We start from the raw sequence: 15,617 nt of genomic DNA on the forward strand, positions 1-15,617 counted from the left end.
CGTCGCCCGCCGCGGCTGGCAACGCTGGCGCGGCTGCCCGAGGTCCAAGACCACCCCGACGGCTACGTGGACGCGATCACCGCCGCCGTCGCCGACCTGGACGATTCCTACCTGGCGGTTCAGGGACCGCCGGGTACCGGCAAGACCTATGTCGGTTCGCACGCCGTCGCCCGGTTGGTGGCCCGGGGCTGGAAGGTCGGCGTCGTCGGCCAGTCGCACGCCGTGGTCGACAACATGCTGCGCGCCGCCATCGAGAAGGCCGGCGTGCCGCCGGAAGTCGTTGCCAAAAAACCCAACGGCGACCACGACCTGCCGTGGACCAACCGGAGTACGGACGATGTGGCCCGGTTGCTCGCCTCCCCCGGGGGCGCGTTGATTGGCGGCACGGCATGGACCATGACGGGGTCTGCCGTCCCGCCGAAGTCGCTGGATCTGCTGGTCATCGACGAAGCCGGTCAGTTCTCGCTGGCCAACACGCTGGCCGTCTCCCGGGCCGCCAGGCGCCTGCTGCTGCTGGGTGATCCGCAGCAGCTGCCCCAGGTGACCCAGGGAACGCATCCGGAACCGGTCGACGAGTCGGCACTCGGGTGGCTCTCTGACGGCCATGCCACGCTGCCGCCGGAGCTGGGCTATTTCCTCGCCCTGAGCTGGCGCATGCACCCGGACCTGTGCCAGGCCGTCTCCGTCCTGGCTTACGAGGGGCGGCTCAAGTCGGCGCCGGCCGCCGCGCTGCGGCGGCTGGAAGGAGCTCCGCCCGGGGTGGAATGCGTGTACGTGAACCACCACGGCAACGCGACGTCGTCGCCCGAAGAAGCCGCCGAGGTACTGGCCCAGGTCCGCCGGCATCTGGGCCTGCCCTGGCGTACGGACGGCACGGCACGGCCGCGCCCCCTGGCCGGAACGGACATCCTCGTGGTGGCACCCTACAACGCCCAGGTCCAGCTGATCCGTTCCGTGCTGGACGGCGCCGGGCTGGCGGAGGTCCGGGTGGGCACGGTGGACAAGTTCCAGGGCCAGGAAGCGCCGGTTGTGATCGTTTCCACCGCGGTGTCCGCCGCGTCCGAGGCGCCGCGCGGAATGGAATTCGTGCTTAACCGGAACCGGAACAACGTGGCTGTCTCGCGCGGGCAGTGGCGGGCGGTTATCGTGCGTTCCCGCGCCCTCACGGACTACCTGCCGGCACGGCCCGCCGGGCTGGAGGAGCTGGGGGCGTTCGCGGGGCTCTGCGACTGCACGAATTGACCTCACCGCGCCCGCTCTCTGGATGTGGAATGTCGTCTCAGGGGTCAAACCGCCCGACAGGCTGCGGATGCGCGGCTACGTCAGTGGCGAAATTCGCTACGGTGCCAGCCTCGGTCATGTTTGAATGAGGATTGGCAGCTTGGCGGGCCAACCACCGGTTGTCCGTGCCGGCTGGAAGTGTGCACTGAGTAGTTTCCGCACAGTAATTCCGACGAGAGGAAGAACATGAGCAAGTACGAACTGCCCCAGCTCGACTACGATTACGCGGCCCTGGAGCCGCACATCTCGGCGAGGATCATGGAGCTGCACCACTCCAAGCACCACGCCACCTACGTGGCCGGCGCGAACACCGCGCTGGAGCAGCTGGCCGACGCCCGCTCAAAGGGCGAATTCGGCAACGTGCCGAAGCTGTCCAAGGACCTGGCCTTCCACCTCGGCGGGCACACCAACCACTCGATTTTCTGGAAGAACCTCTCCCCGGAAGGCGGCGACAAGCCCACCGGCGAACTGGCCTCCGCCATCGATGAGTACTTCGGTTCCTTCGACGCGTTCCGCGGCCACTTCGGCGCCGCAGCGCTGAGCCTGCAGGGCTCGGGCTGGGCCGTGCTGGCCTACGAACCCCTGGGCGGCAACCTGGTCATCGAGCAGCTCTACGACCAGCAGGGCAACATCCCGGTAGGCACCATTCCGCTGCTGATGCTGGACATGTGGGAGCACGCCTTCTACCTCGACTACGTCAACGTCAAGGCCGACTACGTCAAGGCGTTCTGGAACATCGTCAACTGGGCCGACGTCGCAGCCCGCTTCGACTCCGCCCGCTCCGGCGCTTCCTCGCTGATCACCCCGGCCAAGTAACACTGGCCAACCGTGCTCGGGCACGGAGATGACCCAGGCACCGCCGCTGAGCCGGACAACCGGCTCAACGGCGGTGCCTCATCGTTAAAGATGTGTGTCGATGACTTCCTTTGGCCGCCCCGACAGCAGGCTCGTCCTGCGCACGGCGCCGGGCACCAAGCCGACCTAATCGACGGTCAACGACCAGGACTTGTTCGAGGCCGACGGCATCAGCAGCGATGACCAACCGGAACGTTTTTAGCCACGGCAAAGGCCCGGTCGGGGTGGTGACGCTGCGCGGGTGCGCATCGCTGGACCACTCCCGACCGGGCCTTCGTCTTGCTCAGCGGTAGGCGCTCATTCAGTGGCCGACGCTGGCGAGGATCTCCTCGAAGCTTTTGGATTCGACGCCGCCACGGCCGCGCTCGGTTACCGGAGCGCCCTCCACCAGGTCGACCAGTTCGGCGGCCGCCCGGTCCGAGCGCTCCGACAGCCCGCCGGTTCCCGCCTCGCCGGCGCCCCAGTCCTCCGGTGCGGCAAAGACCGTGGTTTGTACCGTGCGGGCACGGAGGTAGCTGAACAGCGGACGGACGGCGTAGTCCAGGGCCAGCGAGTGGCGGGCGCTGCCACCGGTGGCGCCCATCAGCACCGGTTTGCCGGCGAGCGCGCGCGGCTCGACCACATCGAAGAAGGACTTGAACAGCCCGCTGTAGGAGGCGCTGAAGACCGGGGTCACCACGATCAGCGCATCGGCTGCCACGGTTGCCTTGAGCACTTCGTCCAGCTTCGGCGCGGCGTAGCCGGTCACCATGTTGTTGGCGATATCGACGGCGTGGTCACGCAGCTCCACCAGTCGGACCTCGGCCTCGACGCCCTTCAGGCGGAACTGGTCCACGGCAGAGGCAGCCAATTGGTCAGCCAGCATCCGGCTCGAGGACGGAACGCCGAGTCCGGCGGAAATAACAACGATCTTGCGCTCTGACACTGAGACCCTCCTGGTTTGTTCATGCAATCGCATCTAGATGGGTCAACCAAGGCATCGTGAAGATTATTCCGGGGCGAGCCGACGTCGGAGGGCGGGGCGCCACGCTTCGGCGGCGGGCGTCGGCCCGCAAGAAGCACACGAGCCGCCTTCAACGGGCCACAAGAGGTGTTGGACTGCGGGGGCGAGGCTGCCTCAACCCTAGCCAGCCCCCATCCAAGAGGGCTACCGTGGCACCCACCATCCATGACTTCCGCATCAGAGGAATCCCCATGAGCAGCAATCGAGCAGTGGCTTACAAGGAACCCGGCAAGGTCGAAGTGATCGACATCGACTATCCAAGTTTCACGCTCAAGGATGGTCCGGGGGTCCACCCAGACAACGTGGGCCGGCAGGTATCGCACGGAGTCATCCTGCGCACCGTTGCCACCAACATCTGCGGCTCCGACCAGCACATGGTCCGGGGCCGTACTACTGCCCCGAAAAACCTGGTCTTGGGCCATGAAATCACCGGCGAGGTCGTCGACGTCGGCTCCGACGTGGAGTTCATCAAGGTCGGCGACATCGTCTCCGTCCCTTTCAACATCGCGTGCGGACGCTGCCGGAACTGCAAGGAGCGGAAGACCGGCATCTGCCTGAACGTGAATCCGGAGCGCCCGGGCAGCGCCTACGGCTACGTGGACATGGGAGGCTGGGTGGGCGGCCAGGCCGAGTACGTGCTGGTCCCCTACGCCGACTGGAACCTGCTGAAGTTCCCGGACAAGGACCAGGCGCTCGAGAAGATCATGGACCTGACCATGCTCTCCGATATCTTCCCCACCGGCTTCCACGGCGCCGTCACCGCCGGCGTGGGGGTTGGATCCACCGTGTACATTGCCGGCGCCGGCCCCGTGGGGCTGGCCGCTGCGGCCAGTGCCCAGTTGCTCGGCGCCGCCGTCGTGATTGTCGGGGACATGAACGAGGGCCGCCTCGCCCAGGCGCGCAGCTTCGGCTGCGAGACCGTGGACGTCTCCCAGGGCCATCCCAGGGACCAGATCGAACAGCTTTTGGGCGTCCCGGAGGTGGATTGCGGCGTGGACGCGGTGGGTTTCGAGGCCCGCGGGCACGGCAAGGACGCCCAAGAGGCGCCAGCCACCGTGCTGAACTCGCTGATGGAGGTTACTGCGGCCGGCGGGGCGCTGGGCATCCCGGGGCTGTACGTCACCGGCGACCCGGGCGGAATCGACGAGGCCGCGCAGAAGGGCTCGCTCTCGCTCTCGCTGGGCACGGGCTGGGCCAAGTCGCTCTCCTTCACCACGGGGCAGTGCCCGGTGATGAAGTACCACCGCGGCCTGATGATGGCCATCCTGCACGACAGGGTGCAAATAGCGAAGGCCGTGAACGCCACGGCCATCCCCTTGGAGGACGCGCCGAAGGGCTATGCGGAGTTCGACGCCGGTGCCGCCACAAAGTACGTGCTCAACCCCAACGGTTACATCAGCTAGGCCCCGCGACGGGGCCTTGAACCTAGGAGCAAACATGGACACCGTCACCTTGGAAGACGCCCGCCGGGTCATTGCCGCCGCCGAGGCCAAAGCCGCCGACATCGGCCAGCCGATGAACATCGCCGTCGCCGATGCGGGCGGGAACCTGGTCTCGCACGTGCGGATGGACGGGGCGTGGCTGGGCAGCATCGACATCTCGATCAACAAGGCCTTCACCTCGCGGGCGTTCGACATCCAGACCAAGGACCTGGGCGACAACTCGCAGCCGGGCAATCAGTTCTACGGCATCCATGCCAGCAACCACGGCCGCATCATGATTTTCGCCGGCGGCATCCCGCTCTCCCGCGACGGCCAGGTGGTCGGTTCGATCGGCGTCAGCGGCGGCTCCGGGGAGCAGGACCAATCGGTGGCGGAGGCCGGAGCGGCGGCACTCTAGTTTTGGCTCCGGAGCCGGTCAACACCTGATTATCGGCACCGGGCCGCGGACCCGAGTCCGGGTCAGCGCCTGATCGTCGGGACCGGGCCGCCGGCCGGGATTCGGCGTCTGCTCGCCGGGTTTGGCCTGCTGCGCCAGCCGAACTGACCGGTACGCGGCTACATCCGGATGCCTGCCCCTGCTTGTTGCGTTCATCACGGCAGGCCTTCACCGCTTCCGCAGTCTGCGCCGCCACGATCCACTGCTCACTTCCCCGAGAGCAGCACTGCGAAGGCTTGGTGCGCGCCGGGCCGCCAATGCTAACTGGAGGCTGCCCGGCGGAGGCGTTACTCCCGGGCGGGGGTCCGATAACGGCCGGGGAACGGCGTGTAACCTCCGAACACTCCCGGCGCGGGGCCCGGATAACGGCCCGGGAACGGCGTGTAACCTCCGAACACTCCCCGGCGTGTAACTTCCGCTCACTCCCCGGCGCGGGGGCTCCACTAACGGCCCGGGAACGGCGTGCAACCTCCGATCACTCCCCGGTAATCCAGCCGAGTATGCATCCATCTGGAGTTCGCGGCGCTGCCGGGCCGTTAGCGGAGCCCCGCAAGGAATCACCTTAGACCGAGGCACTTCTGGTGACAAGGAACACGGATAACGAATTTGTAACGCCGCGTGTCGCTCCGGTAATTTTGAATTTGTTCCTATCTATCTAGGTAGGCATCCGGTCCGCACGTCTAACCCTGCCAGCGGACCAGAAGAATCGAGCTTTACATCGAAGGCAGGGGCGGAGGAACCACTTACGGTGCTTGGGGGCACCTCGGGGTGAAGTCCTCACCGGCACAGTCCGACACTGAGTTCCGACTGCCGGCAGGACCGAGTGAACTCTCGCTCGAATCCGACAGCTAACTTCGCAGGCGCAAGAGAGGAAACCCTGTGAACAACCCTGTGCGCGGTCGTCGCCGTTCCGACACCCCCACGAATTCCCTGTCCAAGATCTCGCGTTCCGCCCTGGCTAAGATCTCCCGTTCCAGCGAGGGCTCCCCTGCCCGCCGCGAAGGGGAAGCATCCCCGGCGGCCTACTCCCTCGCCCGCAAGACCGGCTTGGCTGCCGTTGCCGCCGGCATCCTGGCCGCGGCAGTGGTCCCGGTGGCCCAAGCCGGCGGCACTACCGACGTAGGTTCCGACCGCGCCTCCGAGCAAAGCCCCGTGCAGATTCAGGCGGCCCAGGAGGCCGAAATCCGCTTTGACCGGGCCAAGGTAGCCAGCAAGGCTACGTCGGAGGAAGCCCAGGTTGCCGCCGAGGCCGCCGAAAAGAAGAAGGCCGACGAAAAGGCGGCGGCCGCCAAGAAGGCTGCAGCCGAGAAGAAGGCGAAGGCCGAAGCTGCGGCCAAGAAGGCTGCAGCGGAGAAGAAGGCAAAGGCCGCGGCCGCAGCCAAGAAGGCCGCCGCAGCCAAGAAGGCCGCCGCAGCCAAGGCGAAGACCGTCGGCTTTGCCACCGGCAAGCTGGCCGCTCCGATCCCGAACATGAACCAGACCTCCGGCTTCGGCTACCGCCAGAACCCGATCACCGGTGCTGCCGGCGAGCTGCACACCGGCATTGACTACGCCATGGCCTGCGGCACCCCTGTCCACGCGGCCGACGGCGGCAAGGTCGTCGAGGCCGGCTGGCAGGTTGGCGGCGGCGGCAACCGCATCGTAATTCAGCACGGCAGCGGCCTGAAGACTACCTACAACCACCTGCAGTCGATCGGCGTTTCGCTGGGCCAGAAGGTGGCCAAGGGCCAGGCCATCGGCCAGCTGGGCACCACCGGCAACTCCACCGGCTGCCACCTGCACTTTGAGGTTGTCAAGGACGGTCAATTGGTGGATCCGGCCGGCTGGCTCTAACCCACCCTTGACGACGGCGGAGCTTCCGCCACCAACGACGGCGATGCCCACCCGGCATCGCCGTCGTCGTTAAGGGCCGGTCAGGCGAAGGGCCTCGACGCCCGGTCCAGGGCGGCGACTTCGTCGGCGGTCAACTCCACGTCCGTGGCGGCCATCAGCTCCGGCAGCTGTTCGGGCGTCCGGGCGCTGGCCAGCGGAGCGGTAATGCCGGGCTTGGTCAGCAGCCAGGCGAGCGCGGTTGTCGTGAGGGAGATGCCGCGCGACTGGGCGACGGTCTCCAACGCGTCGACGACCGCGAAGCCCTCCATCGTGAGGTAATCACGGAGCATGCCGCCGCGCGGGCTGCTGTCGGCGTCATCCGTCGAGTGGTACTTGCCGGACAGGAAACCGGCGGCCAGCGAGTAGTACGGGAACACCGAGAGGTTGTGTTCGCGGGCCAACGGAGCATAGCCCTGTTCGTAGTCTTTGCGGGCCACCAGGTTGTAGTGCGGCTGCAGCGCGACCGGCAGCGCAAAACCGTTCTGCTGGGCGATGTTCATCCACTCGGCGATCCGCTCGGGAGACAGGTTGGACAAACCGATCTGGCGGACCTTGCCCTCCCTCACCAGGGCGTCGAACGCGGCGGCCGCCTCAATCAACGGGGTGCCCTCGTCGTCGTAATGGGCGTAGTACAGGTCGATGTATTCGGTGCCCAGCCGCTGCAGTGAAGCCTCGGCGGCAGCAGCCACGTTCACCGCCGACAGTCCCTGGAGTTCCGGATGACCGCCCACCTTCGTAGCGATGACGACCGATTCGCGGTTTTTCCGTTCGGCCATCCAGCGGCCGATGATCTCCTCGGATTCGCCCCCGCGGTTACCCGGAACCCACGCGGAGTAGCTGTCCGCGGTGTCAATGAAGTCGCCGCCGGCCTCGGTGAAGGCATCCAGCACCTGCTGTGAACCGGACTCGTCCGAGGTCCAGCCGAAGGTGTTGCCGCCCAGAGCGAGCGGGAAGATCTTGATGTCCGAAGTGCCGATCAAGCGCATCGAAGGTCCTTTCAAAGGTAAGGCGCGGCCTTCGCATGCCGCTTACGTTTAACCTAGCAGCGGCGGACGCGTTCCCCGGACGCGGTAACGGCGCCGCCGGGCGGCCGGCGGCCCGCCGGGCAGTACCGTGCTCCCCTAGACTTTACGTATGGCCGACTCGCTGACCCCGCAGCAGCGCAGCGCCAACATGGCCAAAATCCGCGGCAAGAACACCAAACCCGAGCTGTTGGTCCGGAAACTGCTGCATGCCAAGGGATACCGCTACCGCCTGCATGGCAGCGCACGCGGCGGGAAGCTGCCGGGCAAACCGGATCTGGTTTTCGCCGGACGGCGAAAAGTGATTTTCGTCAATGGCTGCTTCTGGCATGCCCATGACTGCAGGGTCGGCCGGCATGCGCCGAAGTCCAATGCCGGCTTCTGGGAAGCCAAGCGGACGCGTACGGCTGCCCGCGACGAAGCCCAACGGTCGGCGCTGCAGGCGGCCGGCTGGCAGGTCCTGACCGTCTGGGAGTGCGAGTTCAAAAAGACCGGCGATCTGGCCGCGCTCGAGGACAAACTGGTCGCTTTCCTCGCCTGAGCCGGCCCACTGGCCAACAGCCCCTCCGCCCGAGGAGAAAACCCGGGGTGGAGAGGCTGTTGGCCGGGCGGCACGCGGCGACGTGGCTGGAGCCCCGCCGGCGTTGCGTCAGAGGTGCGTGGGGGCAAACATCTTCAGCAGTGTCTGGACGACGACGACGTTCGGTCCCTCGGCGGCGAAGCTCTCCCGGAGTGCGGGGCCGACATCCTCCGGCGCCACCCGGCGTGCCGGCACGCCAAAGGCCTGTGCCAGGGCCACGAAGTCCGGCCGCGCCAGTTCCGTTGCCGTCGCCCGGCCGAACGCGCCTTCCATGTATTCGCGCAGGATGCCGTAGCCGCCGTCGTCCACAATCAGCCAGGTGACCGGAAGGTCATGCTGTCGGACGGTGGCCAGCTCGCTAATCGAATACATGGCCGAGCCGTCGCCGGAGACGGCCAGCACGCGTGCGGGCTTTCCCTGGCTGGCCAGGCCGACGCTGCCGCCGATGGCGCCGGGAAAACCGTAGCCCAGGCCGCCGGCGCCCTGCGCCGAGTGGAATTCGCCGTCGCGCGAGTCCCAGCAGCTCCAGGCCCAGTACGCGGAGATGGTCATGTCCCAGAAGGTTTGCATGTCGTCCGGCACGGCCTCGCGGATGTCCGCCATGAAGGTCCGCTCCTTGGCCAGGTCCTGGCTCTCCAGGCGGGCCTGGACCTTGGCCAGGGTGTCTTTGACCAGCTGCTCGGGCGTTTGGCCGTGCCAGTCGGGTCCGTTATCCGGATCGCCGGAGAGGGCAGCGTCCAGCGCCTGCAGTGCCTGGCCGGCGTCGGCGCGGATGCCCAGGGCCGGGCCGTTGGACTCCAGGACGCGGGGTTCGGCGTCGATCTGGATGATCCGGCCCCGCGGTTCCATGGTGAAATAGTTGCTCGTCACTTCACCGAGCGACGAGCCCACGACCAACAGGACGTCCGCATCTTCGAGGAGGTCGGTGACGTACCGGTCCTCGACCCAGGACTGCAGCGAGAGCTCGTGGTTCCACGGGAACGCGCCGTTGCCGCCCGGCGAACAAACCACCGGGGCACGCAGCTTTTCCGCGATGGAGCGCAGCCACGGTTCTGCCTTGCCCCGGCGGGCGCCGCCGCCGGCGATGATCGCCGGCCGCTTGGCCTCGGAGAGCCAGTGCACGGCCTCCTTAACCAGCTCGGTCCGCGGCGGGTTGTCGAATGCCTCGGCCAGCGCGTCCTCCACCGGCGGCACCATGATCGGGTCCAGCAGCACGTTTTGCGGCACCTCCACCCAGACCGGTCCCTGCGGCGACGAGATCGCTTCGGTCCACGCGTCCTGAATGGCCGACGGGATGCCGGACGCGTGCTGGATCAACCGCTGGCTTTTGGTGACGTTGGCCGCCGATGCCTTCTGGTCATCGAGCTGGTGCAGCATGCCCTTGCGGCGCGCGCCCAGACCTTCCAGTGGAATCTGGCTGGCAATGACCACCATCGGCACGCCGGTGGCATAGGCCTCCTGCAGCCCGGCCAACGAGGTCAGGGCGCCGGGGCCGGTGGAGAGGAACAGCACGCCGACCTCGCCGGTGGCACGCGAGAACCCGTCCGCCGCGAAGGCGGAGTTGTTCTCCACCCGGGATGAGACGAAGCGCAACGGCGAACGGGACAACGCGTCGAACAATCCCAAGGCGTGCTGCCCCGGGATCCCGAACACCGTCGTCGCGCCCAACGCGCTGAGGGTTTCGACGACGAGGTCCCCGCCGTTGCGAACGGTCGGTTCGGCCGGTGCCGTGGAGTCGGCTTTGCCTGCTGCTGTCATTCGAAGGACTCCTGATCCGATCCCTTGCCGCCGCCGACTGGCGCGCCCGCGCGCTTCAGCGCCTGGGCGCTGTAGCCGTTGCCGGACCCGCCTGCCGCGGTATCGGCCATCAGCGAGACAAGTTCGTACGCCACGTGGCTGCCGGCAACCCCTGTCATCTCCGCGTGATCATAGGCGGGGGACACTTCCACCACGTCGGCGCCGACGAGGTTCATGCCGCGGAACCCGCGGATGATTTCCAGCAACTCGCGGCTGGTGATCCCGCCGGCCTCCGGGGTGCCGGTGCCGGGTGCGTGGGCCGGATCCAGTACGTCGATGTCGACCGAAATGTAGAGCGGGGTGTCGCCGATCCGGTCGCGCAGCTTAGCCACCACCTCGCGGACGCCCTCGTAGTAAACGTCCGAACTGGTGACGATGCCGAAACCGAAACGATGGTCGTCGTCGAGGTCCTTCTTGCCGTAGAGGGGGCCGCGGGTGCCCACGTGGCAAATGGCCTCGGTGTCCAGGATGCCTTCCTCCACGGCCCGGCGGAACGGAGTGCCATGCGTGTACTCGGCACCGAAGTAGGTGTCCCAGGTATCGAGGTGCGCATCGAAATGCAGCATGGCGACCGGACCGCCGGCACGCTCGGCGGCCGCGCGGAGCAGCGGCAGGGCGATGGTGTGGTCACCGCCGAGGGTGACCAGCTTGGTGCCGGCGGCGGTCAGGTCGAGGGCGTTCTGCTGAATGGTCTCGATGGCTTCGTTGATGTTGAACGGGTTCACGGCCATGTCGCCGGCGTCGGCCACCTGGACCTCTTCGAACGGGCTCAGGTCCCATGCGGGATTGTACGGCCGCAGCAGCCGCGAAGCCTCGCGGACGTGGTTGGCGCCGAAGCGGGCGCCGGGGCGGTAGGACACGCCGGAATCGAAGGGTACGCCGACGACGGCGATGTCCGCCTGCTGCACCTGGTCCAGGCGGGGCAGCCGGGCGAAGGTGGCGGCTCCGGCGTACCGCGGGATGCGGGACGAATCGATCGGGCCAAGATGGCCGTTGGCTTCCACACGTAGCTCTTCCATGGTTCTCCTCTGAGGGGTGCGGGCGGCGGGCTGGGGGTCGGTCATTCGGAGCCGCGGATGGCTGCGTGCCGTACTGGAACGACCGACTGACGGTTGCCTCATGTGCAACATCTGTTGCCTGTGATGTTATTTGTGGTGGGGGTAACAGTCAAGGCCGCGGTCCGGGCGGCAAGGCGGCAGGGCGGCCAACGCGGAACGGCGCGGCGGCTATCGCGGCACGGACGCCACGGCTACACGGCACTGGCGGCTACCGCGGCACGGACGGCAGCGCAACACGGGCACTAGCGCGCGGCCGCCGGGACCAGCGTCCAGGTGACGATGGCCTCTTCGTCGGTCTCGTTTATCCACGTGTGCGGCTCCCGCCCGGAGAAGGAGATGGTGTCACCGGCGTCGAGTTCGTAGCGCTCGGAGGTAAAGACCAGCGTGATTTTGCCGGCGATCACGTGCAGGACATCCACGTCGCAGTCCACGGAGTAGAGATCGGCCTCCCCGCGGCCCCGCGGTTCGATCACGGCACGGATGATTTGCAACCGGCGCTCGTGCCGGGCGGTCAGCAGCTCCTCCTTGATGCCTTCGCCGCCCAGATTGATCCGCGGCCCCTCCCCCGCGCGCGAGACGTGCGTTTCCGGCATCGAGAAGAGGTCACCGATGGAGATGGACAGCACCTGGCACAGGGTGACCAGCGAGGCTACCGACGGCGAAGTCAGGTCGCGCTCCACCCGGCTGAGAAATCCCTTGGTGAGCCCTGTCGAATCTGCCACCTGTTCGATGGTCATGCGCTGACCTTGGCGTGCGGCGCGGATCCGCGAACCTATGGCCACCGGGTCATTGCTGGGCTCGACTGGCAGTGCCTTCACTAATCATCCTTCTCGGTGCAGAGTTGACGGAGGTGGCATGCAGGGGTGGCCGAACCACCCCTGCGGAACCAGCGGCAGCGTGGCCGAGTTGACCTGTGCCGCGTGCCACATTTAGCTTAACACTCAACACTTGTTGCCCCACAGGCAATTTTCGGCATGTGTTCCGCGCTATTCTCCCCTGGAGTCTCCCTTGGACAATCAAATCGTCAACGTCGTGATCGTGGTGGCCTATCTGGCCGCCATGCTGCTCTTCGGATGGTGGGGCAAAAGCCGCACCAAGAACACCAGCGACTATCTGGTGGCCGGCCGCCGTCTCGGCCCCGTCCTCTACACCGGCACGATGGCCGCCGTCGTTCTGGGCGGAGCCTCCACCGTCGGCGGGGTGGGCCTGGGCTACAAGTGGGGCATCTCCGGGATGTGGCTGGTCGTCGCGATCGGCTCGGGCGTGCTGTTGCTGAGCCTGCTCTTCGCCCCGACCCTGCAGAAGTTGAAGATCTACACCGTGGCACAGATGCTCACACTGCGGTACGGCGTGCATGCCACCAAGGTGTCGGGCATCGTTATGCTGGCGTACACGCTCATGCTCTGCGCCACGTCCACCGGGGCGTACGCCACCATCATGGTGGTGCTCTTCGGCTGGGAGCGCTGGCTGTCCATCGCCGTCGGCGGCGCCATTGTGCTGATTTACTCCACGGTCGGCGGCATGTGGTCCATCACGCTGGCCGACATGGCACAGTTCATCATCAAGACTGTCGGCGTCTTCCTGCTGATGCTGCCGTTCACCTGGTCGGCCGCCGGCGGCCTGGACGGCATCCGCTCGCGCGTCGATGCGGAGTTCTTCTCGCTGACCGGCATCGGCGTCCAGACCATCATCACCTACTTCGTGGTCTACACGCTGGGCCTGCTCATCGGTCAGGACATCTGGCAGCGCGTCTTCACCGCCCGCAACCCGGGGGTCGCCCGCTGGGGCGGCGCGACGGCCGGCATCTACTGCATCCTCTACGGAGCCGCCGGCGCCCTGATCGGCATGGCGGCCTCCGTGGCACTGCCGGCCATCGAAGTCGAGGACGACGTCTACGCGGACGTGGCCATGAACCTGCTGCCCATCGGCATCGGCGGCATTGTGCTGGCCGCGGCCGTGGCCGCGATGATGTCGACGGCGTCCGGCTGCCTGATCGCCGCGGCGACGGTGGCCCGCGCCGACGTGGTGCCGTTCGTGGCCTCCTGGTTCGGCAAGCACGTCCATTACGACCACGAGAACACCGAACACGATGTGGCCGGCAACCGGTGGTGGGTCTTCGGCCTGGGTGCTGTCTCCATCCTGCTGGCCATCGTGGTGCAGGACGTGGTCGCCGCGCTGACCATTGCGTACGACATCCTGGTGGGCGGCCTGCTGGTCGCGATCCTGGGCGGCCTGATCTGGAAGCGCGGCACCGGCCTGGGCGCCGCGTGGTCCATGGCGGCCGGCACCATCGTCACGCTGACCACCATGATCGTGCTGGAGATTAACGCCGAGGAACAATATGCCGGCGTTTACGCCAACGAGCCGATCTACTACGGCCTGATCGCCTCCGCGCTGGTCTACGTGGGAGTGTCGCTGCTCACGAAGCCCACCGATGCCGCCGTGCGCCAGGCGTGGGACCGCCGGGTGGCGGGGCAGGCAACGGAGGAAGTCCCGGTCGAGGGCCCCGACGAGGTCGCCACGCGCTGACGCGGTGCGCTGCCACATACGTCTGCTGGCGTGGGCTCTGCCCCGAACGGCAGCTGAGGCTGGCGCCTTGCCCGAACGTCTGCTGACGCTGGTGCCTGGGTCCGGCTAGGAGACGGTGACGGCAGGGCGGTCCTCAAGGGACCGCCCCGACCGGCTACAATGGAGGTTGCGAAGGGGAGTAGCTCCACCGCCGCGCGGTTAACGCGCACTGGGCGTGGAGGCCTGTCGACACACTGGCCAGCGTTAGCGGCCCGGCAGTCCACCTGAGCGCAGGGCAGGTACCGCCTGTTCCGCTGCGCCCGGGCGAGCGAGACCTTCGGTCAGTTGATGGTTAACTGACCGGAGATCGTCGAACCGTCTCCGGTCCGACTCAGGAGCAGCGTGACAACGAGCCCCGATCCAGCCGGCCCCGACCCTATGGACGCCCACACCGACGGCAAGGCATCGCCGTCGAAATCCGACATCCGGCTGTGGCGCCGCTATCTTGCCGACGAACGCGCCGAAGCCGCCATCTACCGCGATCTGGCAAGGCGCCGCGAGGGCGAGGAACGCGAGATCCTGCTGGCCCTGGCCGACGCCGAGGGCCGGCACGAAAAACACTGGCGCGATCTGCTGGGCAAGCATGCCGGACAAAGGCTGCGGCCCTCGTTGCGCCGGACCGTGCTGCGGTTCCTGGCCCGCAGCTTCGGCTCGGTGTTCGTGCTGGCCCTGGCGCAACGGGCCGAGAGCCGCTCCCCCTACGGCAGTGAGCCTGCGGCCACCGAGGCCATGGCCGCCGACGAACTGATTCACGAAGAGGTCATCCGCGGCCTGGCCACCCGCGGCCGAGCCCGGCTCTCCGGCAACTTCCGTGCGGCGGTCTTCGGCGCGAACGACGGACTGGTCTCGAACCTTGCCCTGATCATGGGCATCGGTGCCACCGGGGTCTCCAGTGGATTCATCCTGTTCAGCGGCTTCGCCGGCCTCCTCGCCGGCGCACTGTCCATGGGCGCCGGTGAGTACGTGTCCGTGCGCTCCCAGCGCGAGTTGCTCTCCGCCACCCGCCCCACCCAGATCACCCTGCAGGCAGCGCCGGACCTGGACCTGAACGCGAATGAACTCGTGCTCGTGTACCGTGCGCGGGGCATGACCCAAGAAGCAGCCGAACACCGTGCCGCCGAACGGATGGGCTACCTGGACTGCGACTGCGATCCGAGCCTCTCCCTGCAGCCGCCGGAAACGTACATTAACGATTATCAGGAGATCGGCACCGGCTGGAATGCCGCCCTGTCCAGTTTCCTGTTCTTCTCGAGCGGGGCGCTGATTCCGATCCTGCCCTACATCTTCGGCATGCAGGGTACCGCGGCCGTGGTAGTCGCGCTCGTGCTGGTCGGCGTGGCACTGCTTGTCACCGGCGGAATCGTGGGGCTGCTGTCCGGGGCCTCGCCGCTCAAGCGGGCCCTGCGGCAGCTGGCGATCGGCTTCGGTGCGGCGCTGGCCACCTACCTGCTGGGTTCCTTGTTCGGCACCACAGCGCTCTGACCCCGCTGGCCGCCCGTCCTGTTCACCCGCGGGTTACCGGACAGACCCCTACCGTTTGTCTCACGGCTTGGTTACCCTGAGGCAAGCGGTGCAACGATGCACCGCCGTCCGCCATGCCGAGGGGGACCATGAATTGGCCGCCGACCGAGGGCCCGGGCCATGCGCCGGGCGGGGCCCGGCCTGTGCCGGAAGCCGGGACGGGGCAGGAACCCCGGCGGGTC

General features: G+C 67.3%; 13 protein-coding genes and 1 riboswitch. Of the genes, 8 read left to right on the plus strand and 5 right to left on the minus strand.

The window, feature by feature from the left end; genetic code table 11:
* Both AC5RUJ_RS03165 and AC5RUJ_RS03170 read left to right on the plus strand, forming a co-directional pair.
* A partial coding sequence (locus AC5RUJ_RS03165; protein WP_494155598.1) for a DEAD/DEAH box helicase occupies positions 1-1,242 on the plus strand: 1,242 nt, incomplete at its 5' end.
* A gap of 225 nt (positions 1,243-1,467) precedes the next feature.
* The gene (locus tag AC5RUJ_RS03170; RefSeq protein WP_494128065.1) at positions 1,468-2,097 is read left to right on the plus strand and encodes a superoxide dismutase; all 630 of its coding nucleotides are present in this window, start codon (positions 1,468-1,470) and stop codon (positions 2,095-2,097) included.
* 340 nt (positions 2,098-2,437) lie between these two features.
* Here AC5RUJ_RS03170 and AC5RUJ_RS03175 read toward each other — a convergent pair whose 3' ends face one another.
* Positions 2,438-3,061: an FMN reductase gene (locus tag AC5RUJ_RS03175; protein WP_494128066.1), complete on the minus strand. Its 624-nt coding sequence runs from the start codon at positions 3,059-3,061 to the stop codon at positions 2,438-2,440.
* 269 nt (positions 3,062-3,330) lie between these two features.
* Here AC5RUJ_RS03175 and fdhA point away from each other — a divergent pair, with 269 nt between their 5' ends.
* The 3 genes from fdhA (at position 3,331) to AC5RUJ_RS03190 (ending at position 6,850) form a co-directional block, all read left to right on the plus strand.
* Positions 3,331-4,542, plus strand: a complete 1,212-nt coding sequence (gene fdhA, locus AC5RUJ_RS03180) for a formaldehyde dehydrogenase, glutathione-independent (RefSeq protein ID WP_494001723.1) — start codon at positions 3,331-3,333, stop codon at positions 4,540-4,542.
* Between the two features lie 34 nt (positions 4,543-4,576).
* Positions 4,577-4,978 carry a GlcG/HbpS family heme-binding protein gene (locus AC5RUJ_RS03185; RefSeq protein WP_493979553.1) on the plus strand — a complete coding sequence of 134 codons (402 nt, stop codon included), beginning with the start codon at positions 4,577-4,579 and terminating at the stop codon, positions 4,976-4,978.
* A gap of 738 nt (positions 4,979-5,716) precedes the next feature.
* Positions 5,717-5,893, plus strand: a riboswitch (cyclic di-AMP (ydaO/yuaA leader).
* A 3-nt stretch (positions 5,894-5,896) separates the two neighbouring features.
* A complete protein-coding gene (locus AC5RUJ_RS03190) occupies positions 5,897-6,850 on the plus strand; it encodes a M23 family metallopeptidase (protein ID WP_494128067.1) in 954 nt (317 codons plus the stop codon).
* A gap of 80 nt (positions 6,851-6,930) precedes the next feature.
* Here the strand turns inward: AC5RUJ_RS03190 and AC5RUJ_RS03195 are convergent, their stop codons facing one another.
* The gene (locus AC5RUJ_RS03195; protein ID WP_494128068.1) at positions 6,931-7,875 is read right to left on the minus strand and encodes an aldo/keto reductase; all 945 of its coding nucleotides are present in this window, start codon (positions 7,873-7,875) and stop codon (positions 6,931-6,933) included.
* 148 nt (positions 7,876-8,023) lie between these two features.
* Between AC5RUJ_RS03195 and AC5RUJ_RS03200 the strand changes: the two genes are divergently transcribed.
* Positions 8,024-8,452 carry a very short patch repair endonuclease gene (locus AC5RUJ_RS03200; RefSeq protein ID WP_494128069.1) on the plus strand — a complete coding sequence of 143 codons (429 nt, stop codon included), beginning with the start codon at positions 8,024-8,026 and terminating at the stop codon, positions 8,450-8,452.
* A gap of 108 nt (positions 8,453-8,560) precedes the next feature.
* Here AC5RUJ_RS03200 and AC5RUJ_RS03205 read toward each other — a convergent pair whose 3' ends face one another.
* The 3 genes from AC5RUJ_RS03205 to AC5RUJ_RS03215 all read right to left on the minus strand — a co-directional run bounded on the left by AC5RUJ_RS03205 (position 8,561) and on the right by AC5RUJ_RS03215 (position 12,164).
* On the minus strand, positions 8,561-10,249 hold the full coding sequence (locus AC5RUJ_RS03205; protein ID WP_494128070.1) for a thiamine pyrophosphate-binding protein: 1,689 nt from the start codon (positions 10,247-10,249) through the stop codon (positions 8,561-8,563).
* A complete protein-coding gene (speB, locus tag AC5RUJ_RS03210) occupies positions 10,246-11,307 on the minus strand; it encodes an agmatinase (protein ID WP_494128071.1) in 1,062 nt (353 codons plus the stop codon). The genes AC5RUJ_RS03205 and speB overlap by 4 nt, the downstream gene beginning before the upstream one ends.
* 281 nt (positions 11,308-11,588) lie before the next feature.
* Positions 11,589-12,164 carry a helix-turn-helix domain-containing protein gene (locus tag AC5RUJ_RS03215; protein ID WP_494128072.1) on the minus strand — a complete coding sequence of 192 codons (576 nt, stop codon included), beginning with the start codon at positions 12,162-12,164 and terminating at the stop codon, positions 11,589-11,591.
* Positions 12,165-12,405: 241 nt separating this feature from the next.
* On the opposite strand from AC5RUJ_RS03215, the gene AC5RUJ_RS03220 reads away from it, so the two are divergent.
* Complete coding sequence (locus AC5RUJ_RS03220) at positions 12,406-13,875, plus strand: sodium:solute symporter family protein (protein ID WP_494128098.1); 1,470 nt, start codon at positions 12,406-12,408, stop codon at positions 13,873-13,875.
* Between the two features lie 417 nt (positions 13,876-14,292).
* Positions 14,293-15,396, plus strand: coding sequence for a VIT1/CCC1 transporter family protein (locus tag AC5RUJ_RS03225; RefSeq protein ID WP_494128099.1), 1,104 nt, complete (start codon positions 14,293-14,295; stop codon positions 15,394-15,396).
* The last annotated feature ends 221 nt before the right edge of the window (positions 15,397-15,617 follow it).

It is taken from the genome of Arthrobacter sp. Y3223164, assembly GCF_059091005.1.

Excerpts from the sequence above, each read along its gene's own strand:
- AC5RUJ_RS03170 (WP_494128065.1), top strand. The coding sequence starts at position 1,468 with ATGAGCAAGTACGAACTGCCCCAGCTCGACTACGATTACGCGGCCCTG.
- fdhA (WP_494001723.1), top strand. The coding sequence starts at position 3,331 with ATGAGCAGCAATCGAGCAGTGGCTTACAAGGAACCCGGCAAGGTCGAA.
- AC5RUJ_RS03185 (WP_493979553.1), top strand. The coding sequence starts at position 4,577 with ATGGACACCGTCACCTTGGAAGACGCCCGCCGGGTCATTGCCGCCGCC.
- AC5RUJ_RS03195 (WP_494128068.1), bottom strand. The coding sequence starts at position 7,875 with ATGCGCTTGATCGGCACTTCGGACATCAAGATCTTCCCGCTCGCTCTG.
- AC5RUJ_RS03200 (WP_494128069.1), top strand. The coding sequence starts at position 8,024 with ATGGCCGACTCGCTGACCCCGCAGCAGCGCAGCGCCAACATGGCCAAA.
- AC5RUJ_RS03205 (WP_494128070.1), bottom strand. The coding sequence starts at position 10,249 with ATGACAGCAGCAGGCAAAGCCGACTCCACGGCACCGGCCGAACCGACC.
- speB (WP_494128071.1), bottom strand. The coding sequence starts at position 11,307 with ATGGAAGAGCTACGTGTGGAAGCCAACGGCCATCTTGGCCCGATCGAT.
- AC5RUJ_RS03220 (WP_494128098.1), top strand. The coding sequence starts at position 12,406 with ATGCTGCTCTTCGGATGGTGGGGCAAAAGCCGCACCAAGAACACCAGC.
- AC5RUJ_RS03225 (WP_494128099.1), top strand. The coding sequence starts at position 14,293 with ATGGACGCCCACACCGACGGCAAGGCATCGCCGTCGAAATCCGACATC.